At 72.4% G+C, this 13,992-nt stretch carries 14 protein-coding genes; 8 read left to right on the plus strand and 6 right to left on the minus strand.

The annotated features are described in order from the left end of the window. Both ACFW2G_RS10410 and ACFW2G_RS10415 read left to right on the plus strand, forming a co-directional pair. The gene (locus ACFW2G_RS10410; protein WP_384581783.1) at positions 1-843 is read left to right on the plus strand and encodes a dienelactone hydrolase family protein; all 843 of its coding nucleotides are present in this window, start codon (positions 1-3) and stop codon (positions 841-843) included. A 432-nt stretch (positions 844-1,275) separates the two neighbouring features. Further along, the gene (locus ACFW2G_RS10415; protein WP_384448989.1) at positions 1,276-2,064 is read left to right on the plus strand and encodes a class I SAM-dependent methyltransferase; all 789 of its coding nucleotides are present in this window, start codon (positions 1,276-1,278) and stop codon (positions 2,062-2,064) included. Between the two features lie 91 nt (positions 2,065-2,155). On the opposite strand, the gene ACFW2G_RS10420 is transcribed toward ACFW2G_RS10415, so the two are convergent. Continuing rightward, positions 2,156-2,872, minus strand: a complete 717-nt coding sequence (locus ACFW2G_RS10420) for a hypothetical protein (RefSeq protein ID WP_037922415.1) — start codon at positions 2,870-2,872, stop codon at positions 2,156-2,158. Between the two features lie 306 nt (positions 2,873-3,178). Between ACFW2G_RS10420 and ACFW2G_RS10425 the strand changes: the two genes are divergently transcribed. Both ACFW2G_RS10425 and argG read left to right on the plus strand, forming a co-directional pair. Further along, positions 3,179-4,450 (plus strand): PP2C family protein-serine/threonine phosphatase, encoded by a 1,272-nt coding sequence (locus ACFW2G_RS10425; protein WP_384581852.1) that lies wholly within the window; start codon positions 3,179-3,181, stop codon positions 4,448-4,450. Positions 4,451-4,467: 17 nt separating this feature from the next. Next, positions 4,468-5,919 carry an argininosuccinate synthase gene (gene argG / locus ACFW2G_RS10430; RefSeq protein WP_037922417.1) on the plus strand — a complete coding sequence of 484 codons (1,452 nt, stop codon included), beginning with the start codon at positions 4,468-4,470 and terminating at the stop codon, positions 5,917-5,919. 217 nt (positions 5,920-6,136) lie between these two features. Here argG and ACFW2G_RS10435 read toward each other — a convergent pair whose 3' ends face one another. Continuing rightward, on the minus strand, positions 6,137-6,799 hold the full coding sequence (locus ACFW2G_RS10435; RefSeq protein ID WP_384581785.1) for a TetR/AcrR family transcriptional regulator: 663 nt from the start codon (positions 6,797-6,799) through the stop codon (positions 6,137-6,139). Between the two features lie 128 nt (positions 6,800-6,927). On the opposite strand from ACFW2G_RS10435, the gene ACFW2G_RS10440 reads away from it, so the two are divergent. After that, on the plus strand, positions 6,928-7,857 hold the full coding sequence (locus ACFW2G_RS10440; protein ID WP_384448996.1) for an alpha/beta fold hydrolase: 930 nt from the start codon (positions 6,928-6,930) through the stop codon (positions 7,855-7,857). A 69-nt stretch (positions 7,858-7,926) separates the two neighbouring features. Here the strand turns inward: ACFW2G_RS10440 and ACFW2G_RS10445 are convergent, their stop codons facing one another. Then, entirely contained in the window at positions 7,927-8,358 is a 432-nt protein-coding gene (locus ACFW2G_RS10445; protein ID WP_037922425.1) for a VOC family protein, read from the minus strand. Between the two features lie 162 nt (positions 8,359-8,520). On the opposite strand from ACFW2G_RS10445, the gene ACFW2G_RS10450 reads away from it, so the two are divergent. After that, entirely contained in the window at positions 8,521-9,183 is a 663-nt protein-coding gene (locus ACFW2G_RS10450) for an HAD family hydrolase (RefSeq protein WP_384449000.1), read from the plus strand. Positions 9,184-9,369: 186 nt separating this feature from the next. Here ACFW2G_RS10450 and ACFW2G_RS10455 read toward each other — a convergent pair whose 3' ends face one another. Beyond that, positions 9,370-10,011 carry a ScbR family autoregulator-binding transcription factor gene (locus tag ACFW2G_RS10455; RefSeq protein ID WP_384455780.1) on the minus strand — a complete coding sequence of 214 codons (642 nt, stop codon included), beginning with the start codon at positions 10,009-10,011 and terminating at the stop codon, positions 9,370-9,372. A gap of 466 nt (positions 10,012-10,477) precedes the next feature. Between ACFW2G_RS10455 and ACFW2G_RS10460 the strand changes: the two genes are divergently transcribed. Next, the gene (locus tag ACFW2G_RS10460; RefSeq protein ID WP_199838191.1) at positions 10,478-10,963 is read left to right on the plus strand and encodes a cation:proton antiporter regulatory subunit; all 486 of its coding nucleotides are present in this window, start codon (positions 10,478-10,480) and stop codon (positions 10,961-10,963) included. A 4-nt stretch (positions 10,964-10,967) separates the two neighbouring features. After that, the gene (locus ACFW2G_RS10465) at positions 10,968-12,200 is read left to right on the plus strand and encodes a cation:proton antiporter (protein WP_384581787.1); all 1,233 of its coding nucleotides are present in this window, start codon (positions 10,968-10,970) and stop codon (positions 12,198-12,200) included. A gap of 19 nt (positions 12,201-12,219) precedes the next feature. Here ACFW2G_RS10465 and ACFW2G_RS10470 read toward each other — a convergent pair whose 3' ends face one another. Together ACFW2G_RS10470 and ACFW2G_RS10475 are read right to left on the minus strand one after the other, a co-directional pair. After that, complete coding sequence (locus ACFW2G_RS10470; RefSeq protein WP_384455775.1) at positions 12,220-12,477, minus strand: hypothetical protein; 258 nt, start codon at positions 12,475-12,477, stop codon at positions 12,220-12,222. Positions 12,478-12,596: 119 nt separating this feature from the next. Next, positions 12,597-13,799: an LCP family protein gene (locus ACFW2G_RS10475; protein ID WP_384455772.1), complete on the minus strand. Its 1,203-nt coding sequence runs from the start codon at positions 13,797-13,799 to the stop codon at positions 12,597-12,599. Positions 13,800-13,992 lie beyond the last annotated feature (193 nt).

Consider the following 13,992-nt stretch of genomic DNA (forward strand, 5'->3'; position numbering starts at 1 on the left):
GTGCCGAACCACGACCTGACCGGCTTCACCGAAGGTTCGTTCACCCACGACGGCGCGACCCGCCGCGTACTGCGCGCGGGCACGGGCCCTGCCGTGATCGTCATGGCGGAGGTCCCGGGCATCACCCCCAAGGTCATCGCGTTCGCCGAACGGGTGGCCGCGGCGGGCTGCACCGCCGTGCTCCCGGTGCTCTTCGGCGAGCCCGGACGCGACCCGGACCCGCGCAGCGTCGGCTGGGCGAACAGCGGGCGCTACACGGCGTCGACCATGTGGCGGGTCTGCGTCAGCCGGGAGTTCACCCTGCTGGCCACGGGACGCAGCTCGCGGGTCGTGGGCTGGCTGCGGGCCCTGGCCGCCGCCGAACACGAGCGGTGCGGCGGTCCCGGTGTGGGCGCCGTCGGCATGTGTCTGACCGGAGGCTTCGCCCTGGCGATGGCCACGGACGAACGCCTGATCGCCCCGGTGCTCTCCCAGCCGTCGTTGCCCCTGCCCCTCACTCCGGGCCGCGCCGCCGCCATCGACATCAGTCCGGAGGACCTCGCCGTGGTCCGCGGACGCTGCGAGCGCGAAGGGCTGCAGGTCCTCGGACTGCGCTTCCGGGGCGACCGGCTGGTCCCGGGCGACCGGTTCGCCTACCTCCGGCGCGAACTGGGCGACGCCTTCGTCGCCGTCGAGCTGGACGACAGCGACGCGAACCCCGCGAGCCCCCTGCCGCCGCACTCCGTCCTGACGGAGCACCTCGTCGACGAACCGGGCCGGCCCGCCCGGGAGGCCCTGAACGCCGTCCTCGACCTCTTCCGCACCCGTCTGCTGCTCCAGGAGCGGCCCACCGCCACCGGCTGACGGCGCGCGCACCGGCCGTGAGACCCCGTCCCGCGTTGCGGCCGGGGTGTCGCAGGCGGCGCGGATCCCCACCGGGAGGGGGCATCGGGCATCCGGTGGTCGTATGAACGGCCGCCGGGATCGCCGCCGGTCCGGTTCGCGGGGCGCGATTCCTGGGGCGCGTTGTGCAGGCCGGGCGGCAGTCGAGTGGCAATCTGGGACAGAACACCACAAAACCCCGATCCCGTGTGCTGCTCGTCCCGTCCGCGCCGACGACTCGCCGCCAGTGTGCCGTCGCGCGCCCGGAGCGGCCTCGTGCGCGCGTCACTTCCCCTGGTTCGTGCACGTCGGCGACCGGCGCGTGGTGGGTCTCGAAGGTCCTTCCGGGGGGCAGCGGATCCCGATCCCCGCTGCCGCACCGGGCTCTCGCCTCGCGACGAAGACGGAGTGCTCATGGCCACCAAGAAGAACCTCACAGCCAACCGGGAATCCCTCGTCCACAAGGTTCGCTACGCCGCGAGCCGCCCGCACCGCATCGCCCCGTACCTCAGGCGCGCCGCCCGCGACCGGTGGCTGGCCTTCAAGCACCCCGACCACGTGAGCTACTACCGGGCGGTGATGGCCTCGGACACGCGCCGCAGTCCCGAGGCCGCCGTCGGCAGCCAGACCCACGAACGCTGGCTCGCCCTCGGGAAGATGCAGTTCGACTACCTGCTCGGTCACGGACTGCGGCCCGGGTCCCGGATGCTCGACATCGGCTGCGGCAACCTGCGCGCCGGCTGGCGCTTCATCGAGTACCTCGACGCGGGGCACTACTACGGCATCGACATCTCGCCCGACATCCTCATCGCCGCCAAGCAGACGCTGACCGACCGGGGCCTGCAGGCCAAGGTCCCGCACCTGACGATCACCCGTAACCTGAGGCTGGACTTCCTGCCCGACGGCTATTTCGACGTCGTCCACGCCCACAGCGTCTTCTCGCACTCGCCGATCGAGGTGATCGGCGAGTGCCTGGCCCACGTGGGCCGCGTCCTCGCGCCCGGCGGCCACTTCGACTTCACCTTCGACCGCACCACCGGCACCGAGCACCACGTCCTGCGCGAGGACTTCTACTACCGGACGCAGACCCTCGTGGACCTCGCCGCCCGGCACGGACTTGCCGCCCGCTTCATGGAGGACTGGGAGGAGCTCGGCCACGGCCAGTCCAAGATCCGGGTGAGCGCCGCCGGCGCCGACGTGTGACGACCGGCGGCTCGCCGGGGCCGGCACGGCGGCGACGGGTACGGCGAACCTCGGAGCGGCATCGGTGCCCGCCCCCGGCGGGTGCGCGGCTTCAGGAGACGGCGTACCACTGGCTGGCCCAGCCGGTGTTGATGGTGGCCGTGGACTGCGCTCCGAGGTCCACGGTGGTGGGCAGCGACCTCTGTCCGGTCAGGATGCTGCTGTAGCGCAGGTGAGGCGGCGTCAGCCCGGCGTTGACGGAGATGCCGGCGCCCGTGGACTTCAGGGTGAGGGCGTTGGTGGCCCAGTTGCCGTTCAGCAGCAGCGCGATGAAGTACGTGCCGGGGGCGGCCGTGAAGGGCTTCGCGAGGGGCAGCGGCTTGGCGATGGCGTCGGTCATCAGCTGGGGCGAGATGTCGGCAGTGGATCCGACCAGCGTGCCCTTGGCGTCGTACACGCCGAGGTAGCAGTCGGCCAGCTGGGCGTTCGGGTCCAGGCCGGCCAGCCCCAGCCAGATGTTCGACCAGGTGACCTGCTCGCGCAGGACGATCCGCACCAGCGTGATCCGGCCGCCGACCCCCGCCGACGACTGGGCCGTGACATGGCCGGCGTCATTGGGGTCGCCGGTCCAGGCCAGCAGGTTCTGGTCCTGCGGCCGCGGCCCGTCGAACCCGGCGCCGCCGCCGTTCGGCGCGGCCGGGGCGGACGCCGTGGGACCGGCCTGGGCGGGCCTGCCCCCGTCGGAGGCGGTGCTGCAGCCGGCCAGGGCGAGTATCAGCCCGAGCGCGGTGACGAGGCCGGTGGTGGCGTTGGTGGTGCGGGTGCGCATGGTCCCCCCATGAGGTGCCGGTTGTGCCGACGGACATGATCACACGACCGTCGGCCCGGGCCGGAAGCCGAGGGTCCGGACGCCCGCCACACGAGCGCCGGGCCGGTCCCCCGGGTGCCCGGGGCCGGCCTCCCCGGCCCGGGCCGCACACCCCGCCCCGCCGCCTCCCCCGACCTCGCCGGGGCCCGGGGGCCGGGGGAGCCGCCGAACGGACCAAGGCGCAATCCCGTGCCGAAGCCGCGCGGTGCAAGCGCGCCTATCGTGGGAGGAACCTCACGACCAGGACGGAAGCACACGGACAGGTGGATCGTGAACGGATCCGGGATCGACTACCGGGCGGTGTTCCACGCGCTGCCGGGCGCGGCCGCGCTGCTGACCCCTGATCTGGTGTACCTGGACGTCAACGCCGCGTACCTGTCCGTGGCGGGCCGCACCCGCGAGCAGGTCATCGGCCGCCACATCTTCGACGCCTTCCCCGACAACCCCAACGACCCGGCCGCGACGGGCACCCGCAACATGCGCACCTCGCTGGAGCGGGTCGTGGCCACCGGGGAGCGCGACGCCATGGCCATCCAGCGCTACGACGTGGAGGACCCCGAACGGCCGGGGGTCTGGCAGGAGCGGTACTGGAGCCCGGTCAACGTCCCCGTCCTCGCCCCCGACGGCGCCGTGGCGCTCGTTCTGCACCGGGTGGAGGAGGTCACCGAGCTGATCCGGGCCCGAGGGGCCCGCAGCGGTGAGAGCGCGACGCAGGTGCTGGAGGCCGAGCTCTACAGCCGGGCGCGGGAGCTCCAGGAGCTCAACGAGCGGCTGCGCCGGGCCCACGCGCGGGAACGGGAGGTGGCACTCCACCTCCAGGAGTCGATGCTTCCCGAGCCGAGCCCCCTCGCCCACCACCAGGCGGCCGTCCGCTACCGCCCCGCCGCCGCGGCCCTGAACGTGTGCGGGGACTGGTACGACCTCGTCGACACCCCCGGCTGCACCATCGTCGCCGTCGGAGACGTGGTCGGCCACGGACTGGGCGCGGCCGGGGTCATGGGGCAGCTGCGCAGTGCCCTGTCCGCCGCCTCGCTGGTCGCCGAGGGCCCCGCCCAGGCTTTGGAGGTGCTCGGCCTCTATGCCCGCTCCGTCGCCGGAGCCGAGTCCACCACCGCCGTCTCGGTCTTCATCGACTGGAACAGCCGCACCCTGACGTACAGCAGCGCCGGCCACCTTCCGCCCGCGCTCTGCGGCCCCGACGGCACGGTCGTCTTCCTCGACGGGGCCACCGACCCGCCGCTCGGTGCCCGCCCCGAACACGCGCCGCGTCCCCAGGCCCGTACCGCCTACACCGAGGGCTCGGTCCTGGTCCTCTACACCGACGGGCTCGTCGAGCGCCGGCGCGAGGACATCGACACGGGCCTGGGCAGGCTCGCCGACGCACTGGCCCGCCACCGGGGCGCCGATCCCGCCGTGCTCGCGGACGCCCTCCTGGCCGATCTGGTGCCGCCCGTCGGCGTCACCGACGACACGGTCCTGGTCGTCCTGCGCCTGGAAGGACCGGTCGACACGCCCACCAGATTGCATGAACATGCGTGAGCCTGCATACTCTTCCTATGTCTAAGGTCCTCACCTCCCTTCCCGCCGGCGAGCGCGTCGGCATCGCCTTCTCCGGCGGACTCGACACCTCCGTCGCGGTCGCGTGGATGCGCGACAAGGGCGCCGTCCCGTGCACCTACACCGCCGACATCGGCCAGTACGACGAGCCCGACATCGCGTCGGTGCCCGCCCGCGCGTCGGCGTACGGCGCCGAGATCGCCCGCCTGGTCGACTGCCGCGCCGCGCTGGTCGAGGAGGGGCTGGCCGCGCTCACCTGCGGTGCCTTCCACATCCGCTCCGGCGGTCGGGCGTACTTCAACACCACGCCGCTCGGCCGTGCCGTCACCGGCACCCTGCTGGTGCGCGCGATGCTCGAGGACGACGTCCAGATCTGGGGCGACGGCTCGACCTTCAAGGGCAACGACATCGAGCGGTTCTACCGCTACGGCCTGCTGGCCAACCCGCACCTGCGCATTTACAAGCCCTGGCTGGACGCGGACTTCGTCGCCGAGCTCGGCGGCCGCAAGGAGATGTCGGAGTGGCTGCTCGCCCACGGCCTCCCCTACCGCGACAGCACCGAGAAGGCCTACTCCACGGACGCCAACATCTGGGGCGCCACCCACGAGGCCAAGACCCTGGAGCACCTCGACACGGGTGTCGAGACCGTCGAGCCGATCATGGGCGTGCGGTTCTGGGACCCCTCGGTGGAGATCGCCGCCGAGGACGTGACCATCGGCTTCGACCAGGGCCGCCCGGTGACGATCAACGGCAAGGAGTTCGCCTCCGCCGTCGACCTGGTGATGGAGGCCAACGCCATCGGCGGCCGACACGGCCTGGGCATGTCCGACCAGATCGAGAACCGGATCATCGAGGCCAAGAGCCGCGGCATCTACGAGGCCCCCGGCCTGGCGCTGCTGCACGCGGCGTACGAGCGCCTCGTCAACGCGATCCACAACGAGGACACCCTCGCGCAGTACCACAACGAAGGCCGGCGGCTGGGTCGCCTCATGTACGAGGGTCGCTGGCTGGACCCGCAGGCGCTGATGATCCGCGAGTCCCTCCAGCGCTGGGTCGGCGCCGCCGTCACCGGTGAGGTCACGCTGCGGCTCCGGCGCGGCGAGGACTACTCGATCATGGACACCACGGGTCCCGCCTTCAGCTACCACCCGGACAAGTTGTCCATGGAGCGCACCGAGGACTCGGCCTTCGGCCCGGTGGACCGGATCGGACAGCTCACCATGCGCAACCTCGACATCGCCGACTCGCGCGCCAAGCTGGAGCAGTACGCCGCCCTCGGCATCGTCGGCAACACGCACGAGACGCTCATCGGGGCCGCCCAGGCCGCCTCGACGGGCCTGATCGGCGCGATGCCGGAGGGCGGCGCCGAGGTCATCGCCTCCCGAGGCCGGGCCGAGGGCGACGATGAGCAGATGCTCGACCGTGCCGCGATGGAGTTCGGCACCGACTGATCCACGGCAGTCCCGGCCCGGCGGCGGGCGGCGCACACCTCGGACCCGGAAACCCGGGGAGGGGCGCGCCGCCCGCCGCTTGTCGTCGGGTCGGATGTCGGATGCCGGAATCCGGGTGCTCGATGCCCGACGCCGGCTCGGCCCGTCGGGGATCCGGGGCCCCGCGCCGCACCGGGCGGCACTCCGACCCCGTGCGGCTGCCCGCCCGCCCCGGCTCTCAGTCGCCGGTGGGCCGGGCCTCTCCGGGGTCCGGCGCTCCGTCGGCCGACGGCCGCCGCGCGGGGGTGAAGATCCGGTCCAGGTGGTGGCGGAGCACCGCGACGGCCGATTCCGGCTGCCGCTGGCCCACGAGGATGCTGGTGCCCATCGTCGCCGCCATCGCGAGGAGGCTGATCGCCTCCGTGCGCGCGTCGGCGTCCGGATCGGCCAGACCGCCTTCCTGAGCCTGCCGGAGCAGCCCGGTCAGCGCGTCCTCGGCGGCGTCCGGCTTGTCGATGAACGGCTGGGCGGCGAGGGCGTCGTCCGTCACGGACAGGATCGAGTAGGAGCTGTAGAGGAGATGGAAGGTGCGGCTCTCCTCGTCCACGGGCAGGGAGGCCAGGAGGATCGCCTCGACGGTCGCGCGCACCCCGGGATCCGGGCCGACGGCGTCCAGTCGGGCCCCCACCCGCGCGGTGAAGCGGTCGGTGAGGTGCTGCAGCCCGTAGAAGAGCAGCTTCTCCTTGGTCTGGAAGTAGTACTGCACGAGCCGGAGTGACACGCCGGCCTCAGCTGCCACGTCCCTCATGCCGACGGCATGCAGTCCGCGCCGTCCGGCGACCCGGACGAGCGCCTCGGCGATCTGCGTCCGCCGTTCCTCGTGGTCCACGCGCTTCGGCATGTGTCGTCCCGTCTCCGCCCGTCGGTGGTGGTGAGGGCTCCGGCGGCGCCGGCCCTTTTCATGGTACCGCCGTACCATTTTCATGGTACGTTCGTATTACGAAGAACGGATCTTCCCGGAGGTGCCCCGTGCCCCAGACCGCGACCCGACCCCGCGTGCGCCGCGACATCGGCCACTATGTGAGCGACACCCTGCGGGACCGGTACTTCGCCGCCTGTGACGCCCTCTACGCGATGGGCGCGCCCGCCCGCTCCGAGACGGACGTGGAGACGAGCTTCGGCACGACCCACGTCTACCGCTACGGCCCCGCGGACCCGGCCGCCGAATCCCGCACGCCCGTGGTCCTGATACACGGTTCGGGCGGGTGTTCCGCCCAGTGGTACCCGAACACCCGAGCCCTGAGCGCCGACCGGCCCGTCTATGCCCTCGACACGCCCGGCGACCCCGGCCGCAGCGTCCATCGCGAGCCGATGTGGCAGCCCGAGCGCGCGGCCCAGTGGATGGAGGAGGCCCTTGACGCGCTCGGCCTGGACGAGGTCCACCTGGTCGGCTCCTCGTACGGGGGCTGGCTGGTCATCAACCAGGCCCACCTCCGGCCCGGACGCCTGGCCTCCGTCACCGCCCTCGACCCGGGCGGCCTGGAGAAGGTCGGGCTGCGCTTCTTCTTCTGGATCTTCGCCAGCCTCTTCGCCACCTTCGCTCCCAAGGCCTGGCGCCCCCGTCTCGCCAAGTGGCTGGAGCAGCCGGTGATCGTCGTACCCGAACTCCGTGCGTGGGTCCAGGCCGGCGTGCGGGCCTTCCGGATCCGCAGGCCCGCCCCGCTGCCTCTGTCGGACGCGGAACTGGGCTCCATCAGGACGCCGTTCTACCTGATCATGGGCAAGCGAAGCCTGCTCGTGCACCCGAAGCGGCAAGTGGAGCGCGTACCGCGCCTCGTACCCGGCGCCCGGGCCGAGATCCTCGCCGCCACCGGGCACGGGCCGCAGATCGACCACCCCGAGCTGGTCAACGCCAGGATGCTGGCCTTCATGGAGGACGTGGACTCCCGGGGCGCGTGAGGGCCGGGGCGAGGCCCTTCCGGTGCCGTCGCCCTCCTTGTGCGACGTGAGGGGCCGACGTGCGCGGGGTCAGCGTTCGCCGAGGTCCGAGGGGGCCTCCTGAACCAGCCAGCCGTTGCCGTCGGGATCCTCGAAGGAGAGGAAGGAGTTCCAGGTGCCACCCTTGCCGTCTGCCCAGCCCGCGTCGCCGAGATGGCGCACGGGGGAGACCGGCACCCCGCGCTCGGCCAGGGTCGCCCGGGCGGCCTCGATGTCGGTCACGCACATCTGCAGGCCATGCAGGGTGCCCGGGGTCATGACCTTCACGCCGGGCGGTGTGGGCATGCCCTGGAGCAGGGCGACGGAGCACCGTGAGCCGGGCGGCGTCAGCTGGATGACGCGCACTCCGGGGGCGACCTCGTCGTCAAGGTCGACCGCGAAGCCGACCTTCCCGGCGTAAAACTCCTTCGCACGGTCCATGTCGGTGACGGGGACGGGGACGACTTCGATGGTCCAGTTCACGGGGTCTCCTCGGAGACGTCGTCGGTTCGGTCGGCGCCTGTGGCGGGTCCACGGTCGCCGATGACGGTCCGGTCGCGCACGTCGAAACGCCCGTGAGGGGCTGACAGGATGGTCCGGTGAACCCTTGTTCGAGGAAGGTGGGAGGGGTGGCATGATCGGGGGGTGATCGCCGAACCCGCCCGCCCCGGAGCGAAGAAGTGCGTCCTGTTCGACGTCGACGGCACACTGATCGACGCCGTGGACAACCAGCGCCGCATGTGGGGTGAATGGGCGCGCCGCCACGGGCTGGATCCCGACGAGGTCCACCGGGTGGCACTGCGCACCAGGCCGGTGGAGACCTTCGCCGAGGTCGCTCCGGAGCGGGACCCCGAACAGTGCCTGGCGATGCTGCACGCCCTGGAGGACGAGGACGTCCGCTCGGGCACCTACGGCGCGTTCGAGGGTGCGGCCGGACTGTTGGAGGCGCTGCCGTCCGGGTCGTGGGCGCTCGTCACGTCGAACTACGAGCACCGGGTGCGCGGGCGCTTCGCCCGGACCGGCCTGCCCGTGCCGGAGGTCGTCGTCGATGCCGCCTCCGTGGCCGAGGGCAAGCCGTCGCCGGTGCCGTACCTGCTGGCCGCCGCGCGACTGGGAGCAGAGCCGCGGGACTGCCTGGTCATCGAGGACGCGCCGTCCGGAGTCCGCTCCGGGCTGCGCGCGGGGATGACGGTCTGGGGGGTCAACGCTCCCGAAGCGGTGGCCGGGGTGCACCGCCACTTCAGGAGTCTGGGCGAAGCGGCCGCGTCCGTCCTCGCGTTCGCACACGGCACCGGCCCGCACACGTGACAGGCGCCGGCCGCGGCGCGGTGAATGCGCCGCGGCCGGTGGTGTGGCCGGTGTGTGCAGGGCGGTCTCGCTCACGCCGTGGCGAGCACCCCCGTGGTTCGCCACGGCGTGTGCGACGCCGCCCTGGTGCGTCCGTGCGTCCGTGCGTCCGTGCGTCCGTGCGTCCGTGCGTCCGTGCGCGTGTCGTCAGTTGACGGCTGCGCCGTGCGAGTGCGGTGTGCCGGTGGGGTGGAAGCGGGCCATGCGGTCCGTGGGGACGATGGTGGGGAGCAGGAAGTTCCACAGATCGGTGACACGGTGGTGGAGGTCCTCGCGGCGGGTGCGGACGTGCGAGGTGACCTGGATGCCCGTGAACGCGGCGACGAGGAGGGCCGAGAGGGCGCCCACGTCCAGGGAGGGGTGGATGTCACCGTTCTGCTGGGCGGGTGTCAGGCAGGTGCGGCAGGTGTCGATCCAGGCGTCGTACGGCGTCGGGTCGGGGCTGGTGAAGGAGCCGAACTCGATGACCAGACGGATGCCGGCCCGGACCCGGACGTCGGTGCGCAGTCCGTGGGCCATCCGGTGGCTCAGGTCGATGATGGTCTGCAGTCCCGGGTTCTCGATCGCCGGCACGTTCTCCGCGACCCGGAACTGCTCGTCCATCAGCGTGCGGGCGAGGGCCTGCTTGGACGGGAAGTGGAAGTAGAGGGCACCCTTGGTGACTCCGGCGTGCCTGACCACGTCGCTGAGGCTGGTGCCCTCGAATCCGCAGTCGTCGAACGCGATGGCCGCGCCGTCGAGGATGGCCTGACGGGTGATTTCGGCCCGTTCCTGTCTGGCCCTCGCCACGTGGTGGTCCTCCCGGTCGCTGTCGGTGGGGCGTCCGCTGTGGTGTGCCGTCAATGTAATCGGGTGAACCGAAAGAAAACCAGTCGGCAAGTACGTTTGTGTGAGAAGCGAGAAAACGTTCAGTCTGTTGTGGTGCTCCTTGTGCTGCTCTCGTCGGGCGACCCTTGGGCCGTGAAGCGCGAACAGCCACTGTGGTCAGGCGAGTTGACCGGGTGGGACGAGGTGCCCGGGCCCCCGGGAGGGTTCGCGGGTACGACGACGGGCCCACACCCCCCTCCGGCCCGGCGGCTTCGTCCCGTCCCGCCCCTCGGTCGCGTCCCTGCCGAGCCGTTCCGACGTCCGTACTCCGGTCATGGCGATCGCGGCCTACGTGGCAGCATGAACCCCGCCGCGCCGGTTCCGTCAGGCCGGGTCCGCCGCGTGCCGCACCACCGTCACAACGCTCACAACACGAGGGGGATGGGCTGTGCCTGCTCCACGGATGCGTACGACGCCGCTGCCCGGCATCGGCGTCCAGTACGACCTCACCACCCGCGAACACCGCAACCTGTCGGTCATCGCGCACCGGGACGGCACGCGCACGGTCAGCCTGTACCGTGCGGACGATCCGGACGCGTGTGCCGAGTCGCTGCACCTGACGGGACCGGAAACAGCCTCGCTGATCGACGCGCTGATGCCGGCGCACCACAGTCCGAACCTCCTGCACACCACCGACCTGGGCCTGGTCGCCGAGCGCGTCGAACTCTCCGCGCACTCGCACTGGAACGGCCGTGTGCTGGGCGAGACCCGGATGCGCACCGAGACCGGAGTGTCGGTCGTGGCGGTGCTGCGACGGGCCGAGGCCCGTCCCTCCCCGGCCCCGGACTTCCGCCTGGCCGGTGGAGACACGCTCATCCTGATCGGCACCCGCGAGGGCGTGGACGCCGCCGCGGCGATTCTCGGCAGGGAGTGATCGAGTGCATTCCGCCGTCTTCCTCATCGAATTCGGAGCGATCATCCTGGGACTGGGTCTGCTGGGCCGGGTCGCGGGCCGCCTGAAGTTCTCGCCCATACCCCTGTACCTGCTCGCCGGGCTGGCCTTCGGCACCGGTGGTCTCCTCCCGCTCGGCGCGAGCGAGGAGTTCGTCGCCATAGGCGCCGAGATCGGAGTCATCCTCCTGCTGCTGATGCTGGGTCTGGAGTACACCGCGAGCGACCTGGTCTCCAACCTCAAGACCCAGTACCCGGCGGGGATCGTCGACTTCACCCTCAACGCGCTGCCCGGTGCCGCCGCGGCCCTGCTGTTGGGCTGGGGGCCGGTTGCCGCCGTCGTCCTGGCCGGCGTCACCTGGATCTCGTCCTCCGGAGTCATCGCCAAGGTCATGGGAGACCTCGGCCGGCTCGGCAACCGCGAGACCCCGGTCATCCTCAGCATCCTGGTGCTCGAAGACCTGGCCATGGCCGTCTACCTGCCGATCATCACCGCCCTGCTCGCCGGAGTGAGCCTGGCGGCAGGCAGCCTCACCCTCGCCATAGCCCTCGGTGTCGCGGGCGCGGTCCTGTTCGTCGCCGTCCGCTACGGCCGGCTCATCTCGCGCTTCGTCTCCAGCGACGATCCGGAGAAGCTGCTGCTCGTGGTCCTCGGTCTGACCCTGCTGGTGGCGGGAATCGCCCAGCAGCTGCAGGTATCCGCCGCCGTCGGGGCGTTCCTGGTCGGCATCGCGCTGTCGGGCGAGGTCGCCGAGGGCACCCACACGCTGCTCAGCCCGCTGAGGGACCTGTTCGCGGCCGTGTTCTTCGTGTTCTTCGGCCTGCACACCGACCCGGCGAGCATCCCGCCGGTGCTGCTGCCCGCGCTCGCGCTGGCTGTCGTCACCGCCGGAACGAAGATCGCCACCGGTTACTGGGCGGCCAGGCGGGCCGGTATCGGAGTGAAGGGCCGTTGGCGGGCGGGCGGCACGCTCGTGGCCCGGGGCGAGTTCTCCATCGTCATCGCAGGACTCGCCGTCACCGCCGGCATCGAACCGGCGCTCGGGCCGCTCGCCACCGCCTACGTGTTCATCCTTGTCGTCATGGGGCCGCTCACCGCCCGGTACACCCAGCCCCTCGCGGCCCGGTTCGCCGCGCGCCGGCGTTCGGCCGGTCGGTCCGCCGACACGGTGCCGGACACTGCCTCGGCCCTGCCGGAACCGGTGTCGCGGGACCGCTGAGACCGGGGGGCGCGCCGCCTCACGGCAGCCGTTCACGCTTCCGCCGGTTCGTGTCGGAGCGGATGACCGTCACCGCCGCCGCGATCAGCCCGGCCGCGAGGAGTAGTCCGTGAGGCAGGACGGCGCCGGCGACGGCCGAGGCGAGGGCGGCGGTCAGGGCGAGCGCCAGCACGGCCCCGTGTCGGCCGGACCGGTCCCTGGCAGGGCCGCGCCCGCAGCGCGGACGGCCGTGCCCGGTGGCAGACCGCGGCGTGCGGGTCCCGTCCTCGTGGTGCATGCGCCGCTCCTCTCGTGCCCGGGCGCGCCTCCGCGGGCCGGAGGGCGTCGCCCACGCTCAGTGCCGTGGTCCGCTCGACCCGCCGGGGTCGGGGGCGCTGCCGGCGCCGGAGGCCCGTCTCACGACCGGCCCGCGGGCGCCGCTCCGGGTGCCTCGGCGCAGCGTAGGCGGTCGCCGGTCACGGGGGCGCCGTCGGCGATGTTGCGGTCGTAGGTGACGGTCCTGACCAGCGCCGGCTCCGCTCCGACGGCGACGTCGAAGTGCGCGTCGTGTCCGGGCACCGCCTCCGTCCGGGAGCCGGGCAGCGCCGCCGCAAGGGTCGCCGCGTGCTCCTCCTGGCCCGGGGCGTACCGGATGACGGGCGGCCCCGCTGGGCGGACCGGGGGCGCGGACGCGGACGTGTCGGTGACGGCGAAACCATTGCGGCGCAGGGCCGCGGCCACGGTGGCGTCGTCCACCCGGACCGAGACGGCCGCGGGGTTCGTGGGCGCCGGGTTCTCGGCGACGGGCTGGATCCGGGTGTCGCCGGTGATCGGACGGTCCGCGCCCAGGGCCTCCCACAACGCGGCGGCCCGCGTCTCGTCCCACACGAGGGTGGACCCCACGCCGGGCACGCGGTGGTCGAAGAGCCGGATCGGGACGGTGGCGAACTCGGTCCGGTCCGCCCGCAGGCGGCCGAGCGCCCAGCCGATGCGGATCAGGTCTCCCGGGCCCGTACGGGTATCGGTGCGCACGGTCTTCAGCAGGGTGTGTACGGTCCGCGCCGTGCGTGCGGGGTCGGCCAGCGCGCCCTCCAGGGTGAGCCGGGCCAGCAGGTCGTTGACCAGGCGCTGCTGGCGCCGGACGCGGCCCAGGTCGCCCGGCCGGAGGTTGACGTGCCGAGCCCGGGCGTAGCGCAGGGCCTGGTTGCCGTCGGCGTGGTGGCGTCCGGCTCCGATGTCCAGGCCGGAGTTCTCGTCCTTGAGCGGCCTGTCGGTGCACACGGTGGCGCCGCCGAGGTTGTCCACGGTCCGCTCGAAGCCCGCGAAGCCGGTCTCCAGGTAGTGGTCGACGCGGAGTCCGGTGGCCTTCTCGACGGTGGCGACCGCGAGCGGGCCGCCGCCGAGGGCGAACGCGCCGTTGATCTTTCCCTTGCGCGGAGGCATGGCGGTGCCGGCGTACTCGACGTAGGAGTCGCGCGGGATGGAGACGACGCTCGCACGGTGCCGGTCCTCGGACAGGTGCACCAGCATCATGACGTCGGTGCAGTTGCACCCTTTGCCGCCCACGTGGAGCCGGTTCTTCTCGGCCCGGGAGAGCCCCGCGCGACTGTCGATGCCCACGATCAGGATGTTCGTGCCCCGGCCGCCGTCCGCCGCGGTGTGGGCCGATACGGCCTGCGGGCTCACGAGGGAGCCGCAGGAAAGGGCGGTCGCGCAAGCGAGAGCAACGGCGAGTCGACGCAATGCAAATCCCCCAAAAAAGGACGAAATCGTATCGATTAGCGACTTTAGGGGGCGCCGGGAGAGGAGCCGT

Source organism: Streptomyces sp. NPDC058880 (assembly GCF_042742535.1).
Taxonomy (GTDB): Bacteria; Actinomycetota; Actinomycetes; order Streptomycetales; family Streptomycetaceae; genus Streptomyces.

What these genes read in the sequence shown, in the direction of transcription:
- ACFW2G_RS10470 (WP_384455775.1), bottom strand. Translation starts at nt 12,477, where the DNA reads ATGCACCACGAGGACGGGACCCGCACGCCGCGGTCTGCCACCGGGCAC.
- argG (WP_037922417.1), top strand. Translation starts at nt 4,468, where the DNA reads ATGTCTAAGGTCCTCACCTCCCTTCCCGCCGGCGAGCGCGTCGGCATC.
- ACFW2G_RS10435 (WP_384581785.1), bottom strand. Translation starts at nt 6,799, where the DNA reads ATGCCGAAGCGCGTGGACCACGAGGAACGGCGGACGCAGATCGCCGAG.
- ACFW2G_RS10415 (WP_384448989.1), top strand. Translation starts at nt 1,276, where the DNA reads ATGGCCACCAAGAAGAACCTCACAGCCAACCGGGAATCCCTCGTCCAC.
- ACFW2G_RS10420 (WP_037922415.1), bottom strand. Translation starts at nt 2,872, where the DNA reads ATGCGCACCCGCACCACCAACGCCACCACCGGCCTCGTCACCGCGCTC.